Annotated in this window: 13 protein-coding genes; 8 read left to right on the top strand and 5 right to left on the bottom strand. The window is 62.7% G+C overall.

Translation table 11 applies throughout. The annotated features are described in order from the left end of the window. Positions 1-7: 7 nt before the first annotated feature. The 3 genes from AC1DLO_RS17320 to AC1DLO_RS17310 form a co-directional block, all read right to left on the bottom strand. Positions 8-1,768: an ABC transporter substrate-binding protein gene (locus AC1DLO_RS17320; protein ID WP_476890915.1), complete on the bottom strand. Its 1,761-nt coding sequence runs from the start codon at positions 1,766-1,768 to the stop codon at positions 8-10. A 52-nt stretch (positions 1,769-1,820) separates the two neighbouring features. After that, a complete protein-coding gene (locus tag AC1DLO_RS17315; RefSeq protein ID WP_476890914.1) occupies positions 1,821-2,777 on the bottom strand; it encodes a DUF1177 domain-containing protein in 957 nt (318 codons plus the stop codon). 83 nt (positions 2,778-2,860) lie between these two features. Beyond that, entirely contained in the window at positions 2,861-3,577 is a 717-nt protein-coding gene (locus tag AC1DLO_RS17310; RefSeq protein ID WP_476890913.1) for an AroM family protein, read from the bottom strand. A 197-nt stretch (positions 3,578-3,774) separates the two neighbouring features. Between AC1DLO_RS17310 and AC1DLO_RS17305 the strand changes: the two genes are divergently transcribed. The 8 genes from AC1DLO_RS17305 to AC1DLO_RS17270 all read left to right on the top strand — a co-directional run bounded on the left by AC1DLO_RS17305 (position 3,775) and on the right by AC1DLO_RS17270 (position 13,835). After that, positions 3,775-4,641 carry an IclR family transcriptional regulator gene (locus AC1DLO_RS17305; RefSeq protein WP_476890912.1) on the top strand — a complete coding sequence of 289 codons (867 nt, stop codon included), beginning with the start codon at positions 3,775-3,777 and terminating at the stop codon, positions 4,639-4,641. Between the two features lie 4 nt (positions 4,642-4,645). Then, positions 4,646-5,446: a dipeptidase PepE gene (pepE, locus tag AC1DLO_RS17300; RefSeq protein ID WP_476890911.1), complete on the top strand. Its 801-nt coding sequence runs from the start codon at positions 4,646-4,648 to the stop codon at positions 5,444-5,446. Positions 5,447-5,705: 259 nt separating this feature from the next. Beyond that, entirely contained in the window at positions 5,706-5,933 is a 228-nt protein-coding gene (locus AC1DLO_RS17295) for a zf-HC2 domain-containing protein (RefSeq protein ID WP_476890910.1), read from the top strand. A 740-nt stretch (positions 5,934-6,673) separates the two neighbouring features. Further along, entirely contained in the window at positions 6,674-7,216 is a 543-nt protein-coding gene (locus AC1DLO_RS17290) for a hypothetical protein (RefSeq protein WP_476890909.1), read from the top strand. A gap of 293 nt (positions 7,217-7,509) precedes the next feature. Further along, positions 7,510-10,455, top strand: coding sequence for a DUF7927 domain-containing protein (locus tag AC1DLO_RS17285; RefSeq protein ID WP_476890908.1), 2,946 nt, complete (start codon positions 7,510-7,512; stop codon positions 10,453-10,455). Next, positions 10,452-11,921, top strand: coding sequence for a SpaH/EbpB family LPXTG-anchored major pilin (locus AC1DLO_RS17280; RefSeq protein WP_476890907.1), 1,470 nt, complete (start codon positions 10,452-10,454; stop codon positions 11,919-11,921). Before AC1DLO_RS17285 ends, AC1DLO_RS17280 begins: the two co-directional genes overlap by 4 nt. A gap of 100 nt (positions 11,922-12,021) precedes the next feature. Beyond that, positions 12,022-12,972 (top strand): class C sortase, encoded by a 951-nt coding sequence (locus AC1DLO_RS17275; RefSeq protein ID WP_476890906.1) that lies wholly within the window; start codon positions 12,022-12,024, stop codon positions 12,970-12,972. A 254-nt stretch (positions 12,973-13,226) separates the two neighbouring features. Then, positions 13,227-13,835, top strand: coding sequence for a sigma-70 family RNA polymerase sigma factor (locus AC1DLO_RS17270; RefSeq protein ID WP_476890905.1), 609 nt, complete (start codon positions 13,227-13,229; stop codon positions 13,833-13,835). 188 nt (positions 13,836-14,023) lie between these two features. Here the strand turns inward: AC1DLO_RS17270 and AC1DLO_RS17265 are convergent, their stop codons facing one another. Beyond that, positions 14,024-14,380 (bottom strand): GNAT family N-acetyltransferase, encoded by a 357-nt coding sequence (locus tag AC1DLO_RS17265; protein WP_184740714.1) that lies wholly within the window; start codon positions 14,378-14,380, stop codon positions 14,024-14,026. Then, positions 14,377-15,681, bottom strand: a complete 1,305-nt coding sequence (locus tag AC1DLO_RS17260) for an acyltransferase family protein (protein WP_476890950.1) — start codon at positions 15,679-15,681, stop codon at positions 14,377-14,379. The genes AC1DLO_RS17265 and AC1DLO_RS17260 overlap by 4 nt, the downstream gene beginning before the upstream one ends. Positions 15,682-15,837: the final 156 nt, after the last annotated feature.

Genomic DNA, 15,837 nt, shown 5'->3' with positions numbered 1-15,837 from the left:
GGTGTTCTCAGCTCCCGGGCGTCAGATCGTGAACGAAGACGACGTCGGGGTAGGCAGGGTTGTCGATGTAACCGCCCACCGAAGATGCATAGACGCGTTCGTACTTCGTTACCCAAAGCGGCGCGACGGCTGCCTTCTCTTGCACGAGAGTTGCCTGCAAGGCAGCGTACGTACGTTGCGCCTCATCCCGGGAGGTTGCGGTGAGCTGCGGTATCGAATCGATGGTCGCGTCTACCGACTTGTCGTCGAGGTAAGTCAGGTTGAAGTGGGGCTGCTGTGAGCTGTGGAAGAGATTCAGGAACCAGGTGTACGGGTCCGCGTAGTCGGGGTACCAGCGAAATACGAGAATATCCTGCCGTGAGGCCGGGTTCGCGGACCGTGCCTGGGCCGCTTGTGCATCCCATTGCATGGGCTGCGCATTCAGCTTTACGCCCAGCTGGTTCAACGCCGAGGTGAGCAAGGTCACGAAGAGTTGTTGATCGCTGTCGCCCTGGGCGTAAGTGAGGTTTAAGGTGAGCTGCTTTCCGCCCGGCCCGTAACCGGCTTCATTCAGCAACGATTTTGCCGTTTCCAGGTTTTGGCGCAACTGCAGGTCCGGGGTGTAGCCGAGCAATCCGGCAGGGATCAGCTGGCTGGCTGCGACGCCGTTGCCCTTGAGGGCTGCCAGCAACCCATCCGTGTCGATGGCTGCTTGGACCGCTCTGCGGACGCGGATGTCCGCCATCGGCCCGCTGGCGGTGTTAAACATGGCCAGGTCGTTCTGGAAGGACGGAGTAGAGGAGGCGTGCACGCCACTGGTCGTTTGGGCTTGTTCGAAAATCTGGGGGTTGACCTTGTTGATGAAGCTGACCTCTCCTCGCTGAAGGAGCTGCCAGGATGTGGTCACTTGGGGCGAAACGCGGAATTCGATGTTCTGGTAGTGCTGACCTTTCCAACTGGCCCAGTAGTCCGGGACCGCTTTGAGACGCAGTTCGGTCGCTTGGCCCTGTTGCCACGTGTCCACCGTGTAGGGGCCGCTGCCCGCGTCATGGCCCTTGCCGAGCCAGCTCTTCAGCTCCGTTGTACCTGCAGCATTGACGTCGTAGATGTACGCGCCGAAATCCGAAGACGCGATCAGATCCAGCGGCGCCGGGTACTTCAAGTTGAAAACCAGAGAAGTCGGGCTTGCGGCAGTGATGGTGCTGACGGACGCCCAGATGTAAGCCGGGCCTCCATCCAATTTGATCGTGCGCTCAATGGATTCCTTGGCCGCCGCCGCATCCAGTGCGCGCCCGCTGTGGAACTTCGCGTTGCCGGGCAGTGTGAAAGTCCAGGTCTTGCCGTCGGCGGTGCTCGTCCAAGCCGTGGCAAGCCGGGGCGATACCTTCTTCGTGGCCGGATCGTAGAAGGTCAGAGACTCGTAGATGTTCTCCATGGCGATGATCTCGTTGGAGTACGAGGTCCCGGGGTCCCAGTCCGTGACCACGTTGTTGTTGGTTGCATAGACAAAGGTGCTGTTTCCCGCCGCGGAGCCGGACGCGGACGTGCGGACCTGGCCGCCCGCGCACGCGGACAACGCCACGGCAGAGACGATCGCGAGAGCCAGCACGGGGACAGCTTTGCCAGGTCCGGCAGCTGCACTTCGGGCAGGAAACTGGTCTTTGCGTGGGTGTTTCACTGGGTTCTTGCCCAGGGTGCTCAAAAGAGCGGTGACCAGCCGGGTCACGGGTCCAAAGGCTCCGGGGTGACGTGCTGTGGTGTCGTCTTTGACTTTGGGAGGCTGTGCCATGGGAGGACTGATTTCTGTGGGAGGGAACATTGGGGAGTGGGGCGGTTACCGCTTAGGCCGTGGTGGCTGCGGCGAGTGTTTGGTCGAGGTGCTGAAGCCTCGACATGGACCCGTAGCGGGCGCTCAGCTGTGCGTAGTCTTCGCTGTCGAAAAACGCCAGCTTGTCGCGTCCATAGTCTTTGGCCGTTTCGATGACGAACCTGACCGCCGATTCAACGCTGCCCAGGTCGGTCGCTCCGGTGGCCGATCCGGGAACGGCCGAGACGGTGGTGATGGCCAGCCCGACAACGGGCGCACTGGTTGCGGTGCAGGGCTGGACGATCGAGTTCATGTGGTACACGTCGTTGCCGTAGGGGGTGATGTCCTGCATCGTGATCGGCAGGACCGCGGGCGCCATCCCGGAGGTGTGCGCGGCGATGTCGAGAAGCGGCTCGGCCACGCGCAAGATCCACCCTTCTTTGATGGTGGGGGTGATGGCGAATCCGCGGTGGTTGCAGATGCGGTTTCCCTTCGTGGTGTCTACGGAGATGATGGCGTCCATGTCCGGGGTGACCTCGTACTTGTTGTTGATCGACATCTCGGTCGAGGAACCCATGAACGGGACGGGGTCGTGGGGTTGTGTCGGGGCGTCGGGGTCGATATGGGTGCTGACGATGACGTCGCCCTCGAGCCGGTCTCCGCGGGAGGCCATTTCCAGGAGCTTGGCCGCGGCGGCCACGACTGTCAGGGCGCCGTCGCCGTCGGAGACGAAGCCGATCTTTTCCGGCCTGGCCCCCAGTCCCCCGAGCCTGCCGATGATTCCAAGGGTCGGCGCTGTGCCGCCGGCGCTCTTTCCTCTGGTTCCCGGGATAAGGACGCGGACGAAGTCTGTGGCTCCGGCGTGTCCGATGACGGTTTCCACGAAGACATCACCGGCTCCGTGGTCCCGCCATAGCTCCCTGACTGCCTCGCCATTGGCTGCCGGGCTGTCCAGCAGGTCAAAGGATTCCAGCACGTGCTTCCAGGACATTGTTTTGCTCCTTGTTTGATGGTCAATGCAGGTTTCATTGCGGCGCCAGGGTTCCCGGCACCGGATTTTGTACTTGGGTTGGGTTAGCCGAGCAGCTCGGCGGCGATGCGTGCGGCGACGGATCGTGCCAGCAGCACGGGTAGGCCGCTGGCTTGAATGACCTGGGAGCGCATTTGTGTGGTGTAGCCGATGCAGTCCAGAACGATGATCTCCGCGCCGCCGTCTCTGAGTTGTTCCGCGGCTGCGCTTATGGGGGCCAGGTCCGTCGAATAGGGCGTGGCTGCCGCCGTCGAGAGTGCCACCGTGCCGGGCAGCAGGGCCCGGTATTTGGCCTTCGCATCCTCTTCCTGTGCGGCCAAGGGGCAAATGATGCCGACCCGGTGGCTCCGCGAGGCGACGGCGGCCAGCACATGGGCCAGGACGTGGTCCGGTTCAACCAGTGGTTTGTCGTGGATGAACTCCGGGAATGTCCCTGTGCATGCGAGCAGGAGCACGTCAGCTTCGCCCTGCAGGTCCAGGATGGCTGCCTGGACTCGTCTCACCAAGGGTTCCTGGCCGATAATGGCGGCTGTCCCGTCGCGCAGTCGGGTCGTCATGACGTGGTCTCCCGGTAGCGGGGCAAGTTCGGCGATTTCCGAGGCTGAAAGCCCGTCCAGGGCGCCTCGTTCAACGATTCCGACACCAGGAAGAAGGTCCGTGAGTTCCGGGGTGAGGTCCGTCCGCGGGGTCTGCCCGATGGTGATGATGCCCAGGGTCCGCGCGGTACGGGCCGGGGCCGGGGGCCGTGGCAAGTCGTTCATCTCGTTCCTCTCCCGGCGTCCCGCCGTGTAGCTCGCGGCCGACTGTGATGTGCCCGACATTTTGGGGTGACTCAATTAGTCCACGGGAAGCTCGCCACAGACAATCAATTCCCACTATTTGGGAGGTGAAATCTTTTTTTGGGACACAAGTCCGCAGAATTGCCGTTTGCGGTGCCGGCGGCCCCTATGCTTTTCCCATGACTTTGTCCCCGAAGCCCCTTCCAGGCGCCGATGCGCAGTCCCCGCTCCAGACTGTTGACCGCGCTTTGGGGATACTCCTGTCCTTCAATGAGTTCCGCGCGGACTGGGGAGTTCTTGAACTTGCCGAGACGTTCGGGCTGACCAAGTCCTCAGCCCAGCGACTCCTGGCATCCCTCGCGGCCCAGGGGTTTCTCCGTGCCGATCCGTGGACGCGCCGCTACAGTCTGGGACCTGCCATGTGGAGGATGGCTTCTCTGTGGGAACGCACCGGCGGACTGGCGAGGCTTGCCGACACCGTCCTCACCAGACTTTCGCAGGAAACCACCAAGACTGCGTTGTTCGCGATCCCCGACGGGGCATACGTCAGGTGCATCGCGGCCATCGACGGCCTCCACGGACCCCTCCGGGCGCACCCCCTGATCGGTGACTTGTACCCAGCGCATGCCGGGGCCACCTCGAGGTCATATTTCGCGTTCCTCAGTCCCGCAGAGCGACGGAACCTGCTTCAGGGCAGACCGCACCCAAGGTACTCCGAGCACACCGAGGTCGACGAGCAGCGCCTCGAAGCCTGGTTTGATCAAACAGTCACCGACGGCTACGCCTTCTCCGAAGGAGAGTATGACCCCTCCACCAGGGCGCTGGCCGTTCCGGTGCTTCTGGGGCATCGCCCGGTGGGTTCCTTGTCCATCTCCGAGAGCAAGGTCCAACAGGACGGCACAGACCTGATGGGCTTCCTTCCCCACCTCCTGGCAGCAGCCCAGGAACTCTCCGACCTTCTGTCCAACAAGACAACCCCGCCCCAACGGAATTGGCGCCAGGGCACAGGCCTGGCCGGCCAAACCCGACCACGAACGAAAGACTGAACACATGCTCGATCTTCTGCTGTTTTCCAACTCGACCAACGCCAACAGCGGCTACCTAGAACACGCCCACGGCGAGGTCGCAAATTTCCTCCAGAGTGTCGAGGAAATCATCTTCGTGCCCTATGCGCTGCAGGACCACGATGCCTATACCGCGAAAGTAGCCCAGGCCTTGGCCCCCCTCGGCCTGACCACCCGAGGGCTGCACACCTTTGACTCAGCGCAGGACGCGCTGGCCAACGCCCGTGCCATTTTTGTGGGAGGAGGGAACACTTTCCGGCTCGTCTCACAGCTGCATAGGCAGGGTCTCATGGCGCCCCTGCGGGACGTGGTCCTGTCCGGGGCCAGGTACATGGGGGCAAGCGCCGGAACGAACATCGCCTCCCCCACCCTGCGCACCACCAACGACATGCCCATCGTCGAACCCCCGAGCTTCTCCACCCTCGGCCTGGTACCGTTCCAGATCAACCCGCACTACCTGGACGCGAACCCGGCAAGTACCCACGCCGGGGAAACACGCGAAACCAGGCTCAGCGAATTCCTCGAAGAAAACAACGTCCCGGTCCTGGGACTCAGGGAAGGCGCACACCTGCGCGTCATCGGCACAGCAGGAGAACCCGGCTTCACGGCCACGGTCGGCGGCACCGCCGTCACACCAGGCCTCGGCCCGGCCATCACCTTCCGCAGGGGCAAGTCGCCCCGGGAAACATGCGGCAGTGTCAGCGAGCTTTTCGAAGCCCCCACACAGTTCGACACGGAACCGTCCAGGACCGGCGGCGAGCTCGCCCAGGACGTGCCAGCATCGTGAGAACGGAGCACAGAATGGACGTGCTTGCCGCAGCCGAAGCCTCATCCCTACGCCAACCGCCGCGTACTGACAACCAGCCCATGCCGCGCGCTAATGCCTGTACGTCAGCCCGGCTCAAAAGCGTGTCCCAGGCAAAGCGGCCGTCTGGGTAACCGCCAACTGCCTGGGACACGGCCTGACACACATCCAGAGTCGCCCCTCGCGACCGTCCCCACATACCCATCGAGAAAACCACTCTCGCGCATCAAGCACCCTTTAAGTGTCCCGGAGCCGCAAATCGTGCCACGACACCGGCGGACAATTCGGACACCCTCAAGCCGCGCCTGCACCCGGTGCAGCCTCCGTATCCAAATTGGCATTTCTCGCCCTCGGTGGACTGCCGCCCGTCTCCGAGCGGAACGTCAAACGCCACCTTGCCTGCTGCTCAAATTGCAGGAATGATCCTCGGCCAAGTTCGCGACACGATTTGCGCCCCCGTGACACATAGATAATGTCTGGCATGCGAGGGGAGGCATCCTCTATGGATCGCGGGCCAGGCCGTGCCCGAGGCGGTGGTGTACCCCATACTTACCTACTGCCCGGGGCACGTGCGGGGATCCAAGGATCCCCGCAAGGTGTGCGGCCGAATCTGAGACCCCGGCCGCACACCTACTCACGCACTAAATTCAAGACGTGCGCGGGCCGGGGCCGCTCAAGGCCTTCAGCTTCGCTTCCAGAGGGAATCGATGCGCAGTCCTTGACTTGGTGAATTGGGCTGTGCGCTCTGAGATTTTCGTAGCACTCGCGACATGAACCGTCTCCATGCGACACAAGTTAGGCATGAAGATTCAAACCGCGCCCTCGGCGCCCGCTGCGAACGCCATGTCGCTCCTCCTCCCACTGCGCAGCTCAGAAGCATCCCGGTAAGGCAGCAGTCCCGATGACGTGCCACGGCCGTACACCAAAACAGTTCCCATCGGCCACGGGCATGGCCCGACGAAGGGACGTGGGCTCACTACGGATCCTTGCCATCATCGATGCCGTACTCACTCTCCCAGGCCTCAACGCAGCCAGTGAACGCGACATCTCGACCGGCACACGGCGGTTCACCTCTTCAATGGGTGCAGACCCGGAACCAGTGGCACCTCATGCCAAAAATGCCCTTGGCGATACACCCGCCCGCGGACGCCGACGAGCGGAACCACTGAGAAACCAATGGCTGAACACTCTATTCCCGAGGAGGTCCTAATGCCGCAGATCCCAAGCAGTCCGGATAAACAAGTTGAACGGCAGCCCCGTGAAACAAGACACGCGATAGCCGATGCGGGCCGCTCCACCGGCCACCTTGGGCCTTCGTTTCCGGAAAGGTGGGATCCATGGGATGCCACCGCTCCTGTTGGCTTCCTGCCGTGCCCGCTGCACGGCGCTGGGTTACGTCTGGTTCATTATGCACACGAGGCCACTGCGGCTCCTCACGACACCCTGACCTATTCCGCTTGGATCATCAATGATTCAGGGGAAGAGCTCACCAACGTCGCCCTCATCCTGCGGTCCTTCACGAACGCGGGAATGGAAGAACTTCGCTACACGACCGGCCCGTCCGTCTTGAGCTTCGGCCCGATGCCCGCCGGAGGGGAAGCCGAGCTGGTCTTCACGTATGTGGTCACTGACAGCGACCAACGCCATGCAGGCGAGCTCATCAGCGCCATGGCCGTCCAGGCAGTCACCGCCTCCAGGACGAAACTCTGGGACGAACACGACGCCATCACCCCCATTTCCTTGCCTGAATAGCCCCTGCATTTCGTTCAGGATCCACGAGACGGTGCGGCAGACGCAGGCCTAATGACCAGGAGCGGTGCGGCACTGCCGCGCAATTTTGCGGAGGATACCTGGCGCATCTCAGGTGTTGCTGAAAAAAGTTGAGAGTTTCCTACCGGAACCGGCGACACATTCCAGTGGACACCGACACTTACCAGCCAGATGCAAGATTCCAGGCGTGAGCCTGGTCGTTACTAGCTAGTGAGGTGTCGGGTGATCTTGAACAAATTCACCACAGCAGTGCATGGGATGAGGGTGGGTTCCTAATGACCGTCCGGAATTTCCCGAGGATCATCAAGAAGGCCTCAGAGGTGCTGCCCCCGAAAGCACCCCATGCCCGGTCAAGGCTGGTCCTGGGCCTTGCCACCGCCCTGGTCCTTCTGCTGCAGCTAGTGGCGATTCCGGCGGCAGCGAACGCCGCCGGGGCCGTGCCGGGTACCAGCCAGTCTGTCCCGGCGAATCCACGCATGGCATTGCCGATGGCGTTGACCGTTTCGCAGGTGTGCGCACCCGGCGTTTTCTACGCGATCGACAGCTCCGGGGGGATCTACCGTTCGCACGTGAATTCCAGCAACAACCCGGTGCTCGACTACCAGATGGCAAACACCAGCAACACACTCGGCGTAGCGAATGGGCTGGCCGTCAGCAGCCAGACAGGGATGATGTATTACGTCGATCGTTTCGACAACGGCCCCACCGGCCCTTCATCGGTCAACATCTACTCCTACAACCCCACCGCGACCAATCCCGCACCTGTTCTTCTCAAGACAAATGTCGATACGTCGCTGGTGCATGACGGTGTGGTGGCCGGCGCTGTCAATCCGGTTGACGGCGCGTATTACTTCGGTGGGTACGCGGACATCCCCGTGGCCGGGAGCAACCCGCCCCAGTGGACCGTCAATCTTTACATCTGGCGCTACGATCCGGTATCCGGTGCCATTGCGTTGGTCGTCAACGGCCTTCAGGTCTCCTCCTCCGCCTACCTGGGCTACAACTACAACGCCGTAACGAACAACTGGGATCCGGTCCCCGCCAACCGCAACGGCGACTTCGCTTTTGACAGCCAGGGAAACCTTTACGCCATCCTTTCCCAGGTCGACAACGCACAGACGGCGTATCCCGGCAGCGTCCAAATCTTCACCCTCACCGGGGTGGATGCCACTCCGGGCGCGACTCTGGCCAACTCAACAGGCAGCATCCTGGTTGGCAACTCGACCAGCGATCCTGGGTACAACGGCATCGCGTTCGATTCGAACGGTTCGCTCATTATCGAGTCGAACAATGGCAGTACGAGTACCAACGTCACCGTCTATGACCCCAACACTTTCCAGCCTCTGGGTACCCGGACGGCACTGGCCTACGGTTACGGCACCGATTTGGCCTCATGCCAGCCAGCGCCGCCCCACGTGAAATTGCAGAAGGAAATCGTCGGCGGCCGAGTCAACGCCAGCGACCAGTTCAATCTGTCCATCAAACGTGGCGACACCGCAGGCAATGGAGCCGTTCTGGGAACCACCACCACCACCGGCAGCGCGTCAGGAGTCCAGAGCCGCCAGGTGGGCCCTGCCGCCGTGCTTGCACAAGTGAGCGGGGTCTACTACACCTTCTCCGAAAGCCAGACCACGGCCACCGGCGGATACACCACCACCTGGAAATGCTGGAACACTCCGGACCTGACCGCCGCACCATTCAAGAGCGGTACAGGGACCTCGTTCAACGTCAACAGCACCGAAATTCCGGTTTCCTCGGGCACCGTTTCAACCGAGGTCACCTGCCGATTCGTCAACACGGCCCTCCTGCCCAATCTGGTGGCCTCCAAGAGCGTGGATCCGGTGGCCGGGACCATGGTCCAACCGGGGCAAGTTCTGACGTACTCGCTGACCTTCGACAACACAACCGGTACAGCCCCGGCGACGGTCAGTTATACCGATTGGCTCGGGGATGTCCTTGATGCCTCAACCCTTGTAGCCAATTCCATCACCACGACCACCACAGGCGGGACGCCCTTGGTTGTCACGAACAACTCGGGTGCGGCAACCAAGACCTTGGGCATCACCGGCACCGTGGCCGCCGGCGCGAAAAGCGTCGTCACCTATCAGGTGAAAGTCAACAACCCCGGCAGCCTGGGCGATGCTTCGCTCGAGAATTACCTGACCCCCTCGACCACCGTTACTCCCCCGACATCCTGCCCTGCGGGCAGCACCACCTGCACGGTCAACCCCGTGGGCGTGTGGACGCTGGGCAAGACCGCCTCTCCGGCCTCGGGAACCTACATCAACCCGGGCGACCCGGCTGCGAGCAGGGTGATCACGTATACGGTGACCGCCACCAACTCCACGGCCAACCCCATCACCGGTGTCATCCTCACCGATGACCTGAGCCAGGTGCTGAACAACGCCACGTTCACAGCCGGGTCGGCGAAGCTCACCATCAATGGCGGCACACCCCTCGCGGTACCGGATCCGGGTGCCGGCAGCAAACTGGTCACACCCTCATTCACCCTGCCCGGCAACGGCTCGGCGGTTTTGACCTATTCCGTGACGGTCAACACGAATGCATGGCTCGTCACCCTGAAGAACGGCGCAACCGGCAACGGGATCATCCCGCCGGCGCGATGCGTCACCGGCGGCGCGGCGCCGCTTGACCCCGCCTGTTTCACCACGAACCCCACCACGGGACACCTGTTCGTGCAAAAGTCCGGGCCCGGCCCAACCCAAGGTTCCACGGTCCCGCTGACGGGCTCGACCTTTGAGATCCGCAATGATGCTGCCGGGCAAATGGGCGCCACGGTGATCGGGGTGAGCGGTGCAGTGTCCGGGTCGCCCGGGCTGGTCGAGGTCAGGAACCTGCTTCCAGGAACGTACTGGCTGCTGGAAACCAAGGCCCCGAACGGCTATTCGCTCCTGGCGACTCCCGTGAAGTTCACTGTTGCGGCCAACGGCAGCATCGCATTGGACGCGGCCACGGCGGGCACGTCCGTGACAGCAAACGGTGCGACCATCACCGTCCTGGACATGGCAGCCGTCAAGCTTCCAGCCGCCGGCGGACCAGGCAACGCCGGCCTCCTCGGGGGCGCCCTTCTCGGGATCCTCCTCCTCATGACTTCTCTCGCCCTGATCATGATCAGGCGAGCGGACAAAACCCCACAAACCCAGATTGCTGAGCGCAGCTCCGTGCATCTCCCTGGGGACTACAAGAAAGGAAAACGATGAAATCATCGAAAGTGAGGCGCAGGATAGTAGCTTCGCTGGCCGTAATTGCCTCGACAGCGATGCTGGCCCTCGGGGCCGGGGGTGCGCACGCGGCGAACATTGCCAACATCGATCCGTCCCAGACGGGTACGCTGACCATCCACAAGTACCAGACGCCGGCCACGCCGACCAATCTGCCCAACAACGGAACGGCACTGACCCCGGCCCAGCTGGCGGCACTGACCCCGATGGCCGGGGTGACGTTCACGGTGCAGAAGGTCAACAACATTGACCTGACGACCAACGCGGGCTGGACTGCCGCGGCCGCCCTGACACCGGCCCAGGCCGCAGCGCAGGCGGCCACGCCCGGCTCCACGGTCACCACCGACGCGACGGGAACAGCCGCCCTGGCGAACCTTCCCTTGGGTCTGTACCTGGTGACGGAGACCGGCTACCCGGCTGGCGTCACCCCCTCGGCTCCGTTCCTCGTCACGCTTCCCATGACCGACCCCGTGAACGAGAACAACTGGATGTACAACGTCAACGTGTACCCCAAGAACGCCGTGACCGGTGCGACGAAGACGGTTACTGACGCCCCCGCCATCAAGATCGGCGACAACGTTCAGTGGACCATCACCGGCGACATCCCCAATGTCAACCCGATCGATGGCTACAGGATCACCGACAAGCTCGACCCGAAACTGAGCTACAGCAGCGCGACCGTGAAACTCAGCAACGGCGCCACACTGACGCTAGGCACGGACTACACCGTTGTCTTCGATACGGCATCGAACACCCTCACGGTCGACTTCACCGCCAGCGGCCGGGCCATCCTGGCCGCCAACCCCACGGCCAAAGTCGTGGTGACAGTGAACACCACCGTCAACGCGGTCGGCCAGATCGCGAACACGGCCAACGTCTACCCGAACGCGGCCAGCTTCACCATCACCCCGGGCCAGCCCGGCGGCCCTGTGGTCACTCCTCCGGTGATCACCAAGTGGGGCGACATCGTCCTTCACAAGCAGGACTCCAAGACCTCCGCGAGTCTTGCGGGCGCCACGTTCTCGGTCTACCCGACCCAGGCTGATGCCCTGGCCGGCACCAACGCGATCACCATCTCCGGCGTCAGCTCCTGGACCACCGATGCCACCGGCAACCTGGTGATCTCCGGTCTGCGCTACTCCAACTGGGCCAACGGGGTCGCAGTGAACCCGGGCCAGCCCGGCTACCAGAGCTACTGGCTGGTAGAGACCAAGGCTCCGGCCGGCTACGAACTCCTCGCCCAGCCGGTCGAAACCACGGTCACCAGCTCTGACCCGTCAGTCGTCACGGTGACTATCAACAACGTCCTGCACAACGCCGGATTCCAGTTGCCGCTCACCGGTGGCGTGGGAACCTGGGCCCTGACCGCCGGCGGGATCCTCGTGCTCGCGGGCGCCGGACTCTTCATGGTCACCGGCCGCCGGAAGCGCAACGAGGCAAAGTAACCATCCCTCGGTGACCTGCACCCGTTGATGCAGGGTATGGGGCATCCACCACTGCGGTGGATGCCCCATACCTCTCCCGCCCATCAAAGCAAGAGGCCCCATGACCCAAACCCTCGAAGACTTCATGGAGGGTTCCGAACCTGGCCCGAAGGGCCCCCCTCCGCGCCGCAGGATCCGCAGAACGGCTGGACGCAAGCGCATCCGATCTCGTCTTGCTGACCGCAGATTTGTCACCATGATGGTCATCGCCGCCATCGGGCTGGGCCTGGTCCTCTACCCGCAGGCAGCAGACTGGTTCAGCTCGATATCCCACAACAGCCAGCTCTCCGGCTACGCGCAGGAAGTCAACCAGCTTGAACCTTCAGCCCGGACGAAAGTGCTGGACCGCGCACGCGAATACAACTCCCGCATTCCACCGGGGCAGCTGCGGGACCCCTACTCCGTGCAGACCCCTACTCCGGCCGTGGAAGGGCAACTGCGGGACTATCAGAGCCAGTTGAACGTAGCCAACGACGACGTGATTGGCAGACTGCGATACCCCTCGCTGAACATCGACCTGCCGATCTTCCACGGAATAAGCGACGACGTCTTGGCCAAGGGAGTCGGCCATCTCTACGGTTCTTCCCTTCCCGTAGGCGGCCCCGGCACCCACAGCGTCCTGACATCCCACTCGGGAATCCCCAACGCCGAACTCTTCAACCCACTCCACAGCGCCAAAATCGGCGACATCTTCTCCACCGAAGTCATGGACCACACGTTCCTGTACAAGGTGAACAAGATCGAAGTCGTGAAACCGGACGACATCTCATCCCTCAAGGTCACCGCGGGCGAGGATTCCATCACCCTGGTCACGTGCACCCCCATCGGAGTGAACTCACACCGACTCCTTGTCCACGCCTCCCGGATCGCGGACCTGCCCAAAGACGCCCCCGAACAAAAAACCCTGGCAGGACGCCAAACCAACATCGGATTCCCGATCTGGGCCATCTACTTCATCGGCGGCCTGCTGGTCTTCTCTCTGGCCGCTGCCGCCGCCCGGAGCCGTCGGTAATCCCATGGTCCTGGCTGCAGATGCGATGAACACCCAGCCTTTGACTTATCCCTTGATGTCCTTCCCAGGACACCCCGCGCTGAAGGCGGAACAGGCCGATTCTGCACCCCCAGACTCTGGCTTCGCTCCATGGCCCCCACAAAGAACTGGCCCCCATACCTTGAGTTATGCGCCGGGACTCTAACGACGTGAACACCGGCGAAAACTCTAGTGGGGCTCTGCGGCCAGACAGTGAAGCTTCTCTTATCCAAAAGGTGCGCGATGGTCGCCCAGGAGCGTTCGACATCCTGTACTCCAGGCATCTCACTGCGGCTTCACGCACTGCGAGGCAAGAGGCCGACAACCCGAGCGACATCGAAGACATCGTCGCAGAAGCATTCGCCTCGATCTATCAGAACCTGGCGGCCGGCAAAGGGCCGGACATGCTTTTCCGGCCCTACCTGCTCACGGTGATCCGGCGAATCGCCCATGACAACAACCGCAGGTCCTCCGCCCTGCAACTTATCGACGACAACTTCTTGCTGGACACCCCCTACACGGAGGACGACATAGTCCTGCGGACCATCGAGCCATCGGCCATAGCGCGCGCTTTTTCCTCCCTTCCGGAGCGGTGGCAATCCGTTCTGCGGTATGTGGATATTGAAGGCCTCAGGCCCGCGGCCGCCGCAGAGCATTTCGGAGTGAGCGCCAACGCGGTATCGGCATTGCTTCTCCGGGCCCGCAGGGGCCTGAGACGCGCTTACCTCCAGACGACAACACCGTCGGTCGCATCAGAGCAAATGGCTTCACAAGCCCGAAGGTCCGCAAAGATCCCTTCGCCCAGTCAACCCGCCAAAGGAGGAGCGAACGCAACAGCGCAGTGAAGTGCCGGCAAGGGCGTGCGGCCGGACGGGAGCCGGGAGAAACGGCCACCCACTTTAAGAAGTGGGAGCTTGTCGCAATTCGTGACGCGAAAAGTGAAATTAATTTTCGAAGCGCGCCCAGACCCGAAACGGCGTGCGCTGTGTGCCACTGCCTGTCTCACAAACCCCGGGGCAATAACCGCGTCTGGCTACTCGTTGTCCGGCTCGCCCACAGGCGCTTCCGGCGGCCAATCGACGTCGAGATCGTAACCCTCATGCTTGCGCAGATAAGCGGCGATGAACGGGCAATGCGGAATAATCCGCTTACCCGAGGCCAGCACGTCGTCAAGGGCAAAGTGCGCCAGGACCTTGGCCAGCCCGCGGCCCTTGAACTGCGGGCGCGTCTCGGTGTGCAGGAAGTCGATGTGGCCGGGCTTGTCCATAAACTGCGAGATCACGGCCACTTCACCGTCAACCAAAAGCTCGTAGCGGTGGAATTTGTCGTTCCTGACCGTTGTGACATCCGGGCTGAACGACTCTGCGGTTGAATCCGTGAACTCAGTCATGAGTCGAGATTCGCACTTAAACCTTGCTCTGGCAATGGCACCGCGGGGGCATCGGGAACTGCCGGGGGCAGGACTCCGGCAGGGACCCGTCCCAGCAGTAACACGCCCAACGCGAAGCACGCCGCTCCCCCACCCAAAAGGGTCAGCGTCAGTCCGTTAAGGACCGCGTCCACCACCGGGATGAAGACCACGACGCCGGCAGTCACCACCGCGGCGTGCGCCCTGCCGCGCGCGTGGACGGCCGCCGTCGGACGCTCTTCGAGCCTGCCGCACAGTACCAGGACCGGCACCAAAAGTACGACGACGGCGAGCAGCACCAGCGGACGGGCCCACCACCATTCGGCGGTACCTGCCGCCGGCTTCGGGAAATTCGTGAGCAGAAGCAGCCCGGACATGGCAGCGAGCAGCGGTAAATGCCACAGATAAACCGTCATGGACCGTCGGCCCGCCACGGCCACCACCCACCGGATCCAGCGGACGCCAGCCACCCAAGTAAGGCCCGGACGCAGCAACTGCAGAGTGGCAGCCTGCGACAGGCCCAGGAGCAGCATGCAGAAGTTGGGCGGATTCAGGTCCACGATCATGTTCCCGGAATAGACGCCAATCCCGGTCACGAAGCCCAGCAGCAGGTTACTGCCCACAATCAAGCCCACGAACCAACCCCGGCTGCGTCCGGCGAAGATGCCGTCGGCAATGAAGAAGCCAAATTGCTGGACCGCGCACCAGACAAAGAGCATGTTGACGAAGGCGAGCATCGGAAACGCCCCGCGCAGGGAGTCGAGCGTGATCACGGCGGCCACCAGTCCGCCGAGGGTCAGCCAGGGGGAATGTCCGTGCAGCCGGGCGAGCAAGGGAACGCTTAGCTGTGTCGCGAGGTAAGCAGCCAGGAACCACAGGGGCATGCCCGCGCCCGTCGCGATCAATTGGACCACCTGCGGGTCAACACCCAGGAGCAGTGCTGCCCACAGTCCCACGAACATCGAGGCCAGCAGCGCAGTTGCCGGACGGATGAGGCGCAGGAGCCGCAATTGCGCGTAGTCGACGCCGGTGCCGCCGCGCGCACGGAGCCTCCGCCATGATCCCAGTCCCGTGATGCCGCCGAGGACGAAGAACAACGGCATCACCTGAAACACCCACAGCACGGGTTCGAACCAGCGCTGTTCCATGAGCGTATTTTCGGTGGTCACGGTGCCGTCCGGGTGCAGGACCGGGCTGACCATCATGCAATGCGAGAGCACCACCAAGATGAGGCAGAAGAACCTGGCGAGATCAATCACGGGATCACGTGAGCGGCCGGGCATAGCCCGGCCCGCGGATACCTTCTGTTGCCTCAAGAATCCCATTGCGCTCCCTTGCAAACTGCTGAGTCCATTGTCCGCCCGCTCGACGGTGGGAACCAGAGCGGGCGGACAGGGTGAATTCGTGGATGCGGCCCGCGAGCCGCGTTCCGGAACGCA

This window comes from Arthrobacter sp. 01T419, assembly GCF_056398865.1.
The sequence above is the reverse complement of the archived record's forward strand: the minus strand, read 5'-3'. Positions and strand labels throughout refer to the sequence as shown.

Excerpts from the sequence above, each read along its gene's own strand:
- AC1DLO_RS17320 (WP_476890915.1), bottom strand. The coding sequence starts at position 1,768 with ATGGCACAGCCTCCCAAAGTCAAAGACGACACCACAGCACGTCACCCC.
- AC1DLO_RS17315 (WP_476890914.1), bottom strand. The coding sequence starts at position 2,777 with ATGTCCTGGAAGCACGTGCTGGAATCCTTTGACCTGCTGGACAGCCCG.
- AC1DLO_RS17310 (WP_476890913.1), bottom strand. The coding sequence starts at position 3,577 with ATGAACGACTTGCCACGGCCCCCGGCCCCGGCCCGTACCGCGCGGACC.
- AC1DLO_RS17305 (WP_476890912.1), top strand. The coding sequence starts at position 3,775 with ATGACTTTGTCCCCGAAGCCCCTTCCAGGCGCCGATGCGCAGTCCCCG.
- pepE (WP_476890911.1), top strand. The coding sequence starts at position 4,646 with ATGCTCGATCTTCTGCTGTTTTCCAACTCGACCAACGCCAACAGCGGC.
- AC1DLO_RS17290 (WP_476890909.1), top strand. The coding sequence starts at position 6,674 with ATGCCGCAGATCCCAAGCAGTCCGGATAAACAAGTTGAACGGCAGCCC.
- AC1DLO_RS17285 (WP_476890908.1), top strand. The coding sequence starts at position 7,510 with ATGACCGTCCGGAATTTCCCGAGGATCATCAAGAAGGCCTCAGAGGTG.
- AC1DLO_RS17280 (WP_476890907.1), top strand. The coding sequence starts at position 10,452 with ATGAAATCATCGAAAGTGAGGCGCAGGATAGTAGCTTCGCTGGCCGTA.
- AC1DLO_RS17275 (WP_476890906.1), top strand. The coding sequence starts at position 12,022 with ATGACCCAAACCCTCGAAGACTTCATGGAGGGTTCCGAACCTGGCCCG.
- AC1DLO_RS17265 (WP_184740714.1), bottom strand. The coding sequence starts at position 14,380 with ATGACTGAGTTCACGGATTCAACCGCAGAGTCGTTCAGCCCGGATGTC.
- AC1DLO_RS17260 (WP_476890950.1), bottom strand. The coding sequence starts at position 15,681 with ATGCCCGGCCGCTCACGTGATCCCGTGATTGATCTCGCCAGGTTCTTC.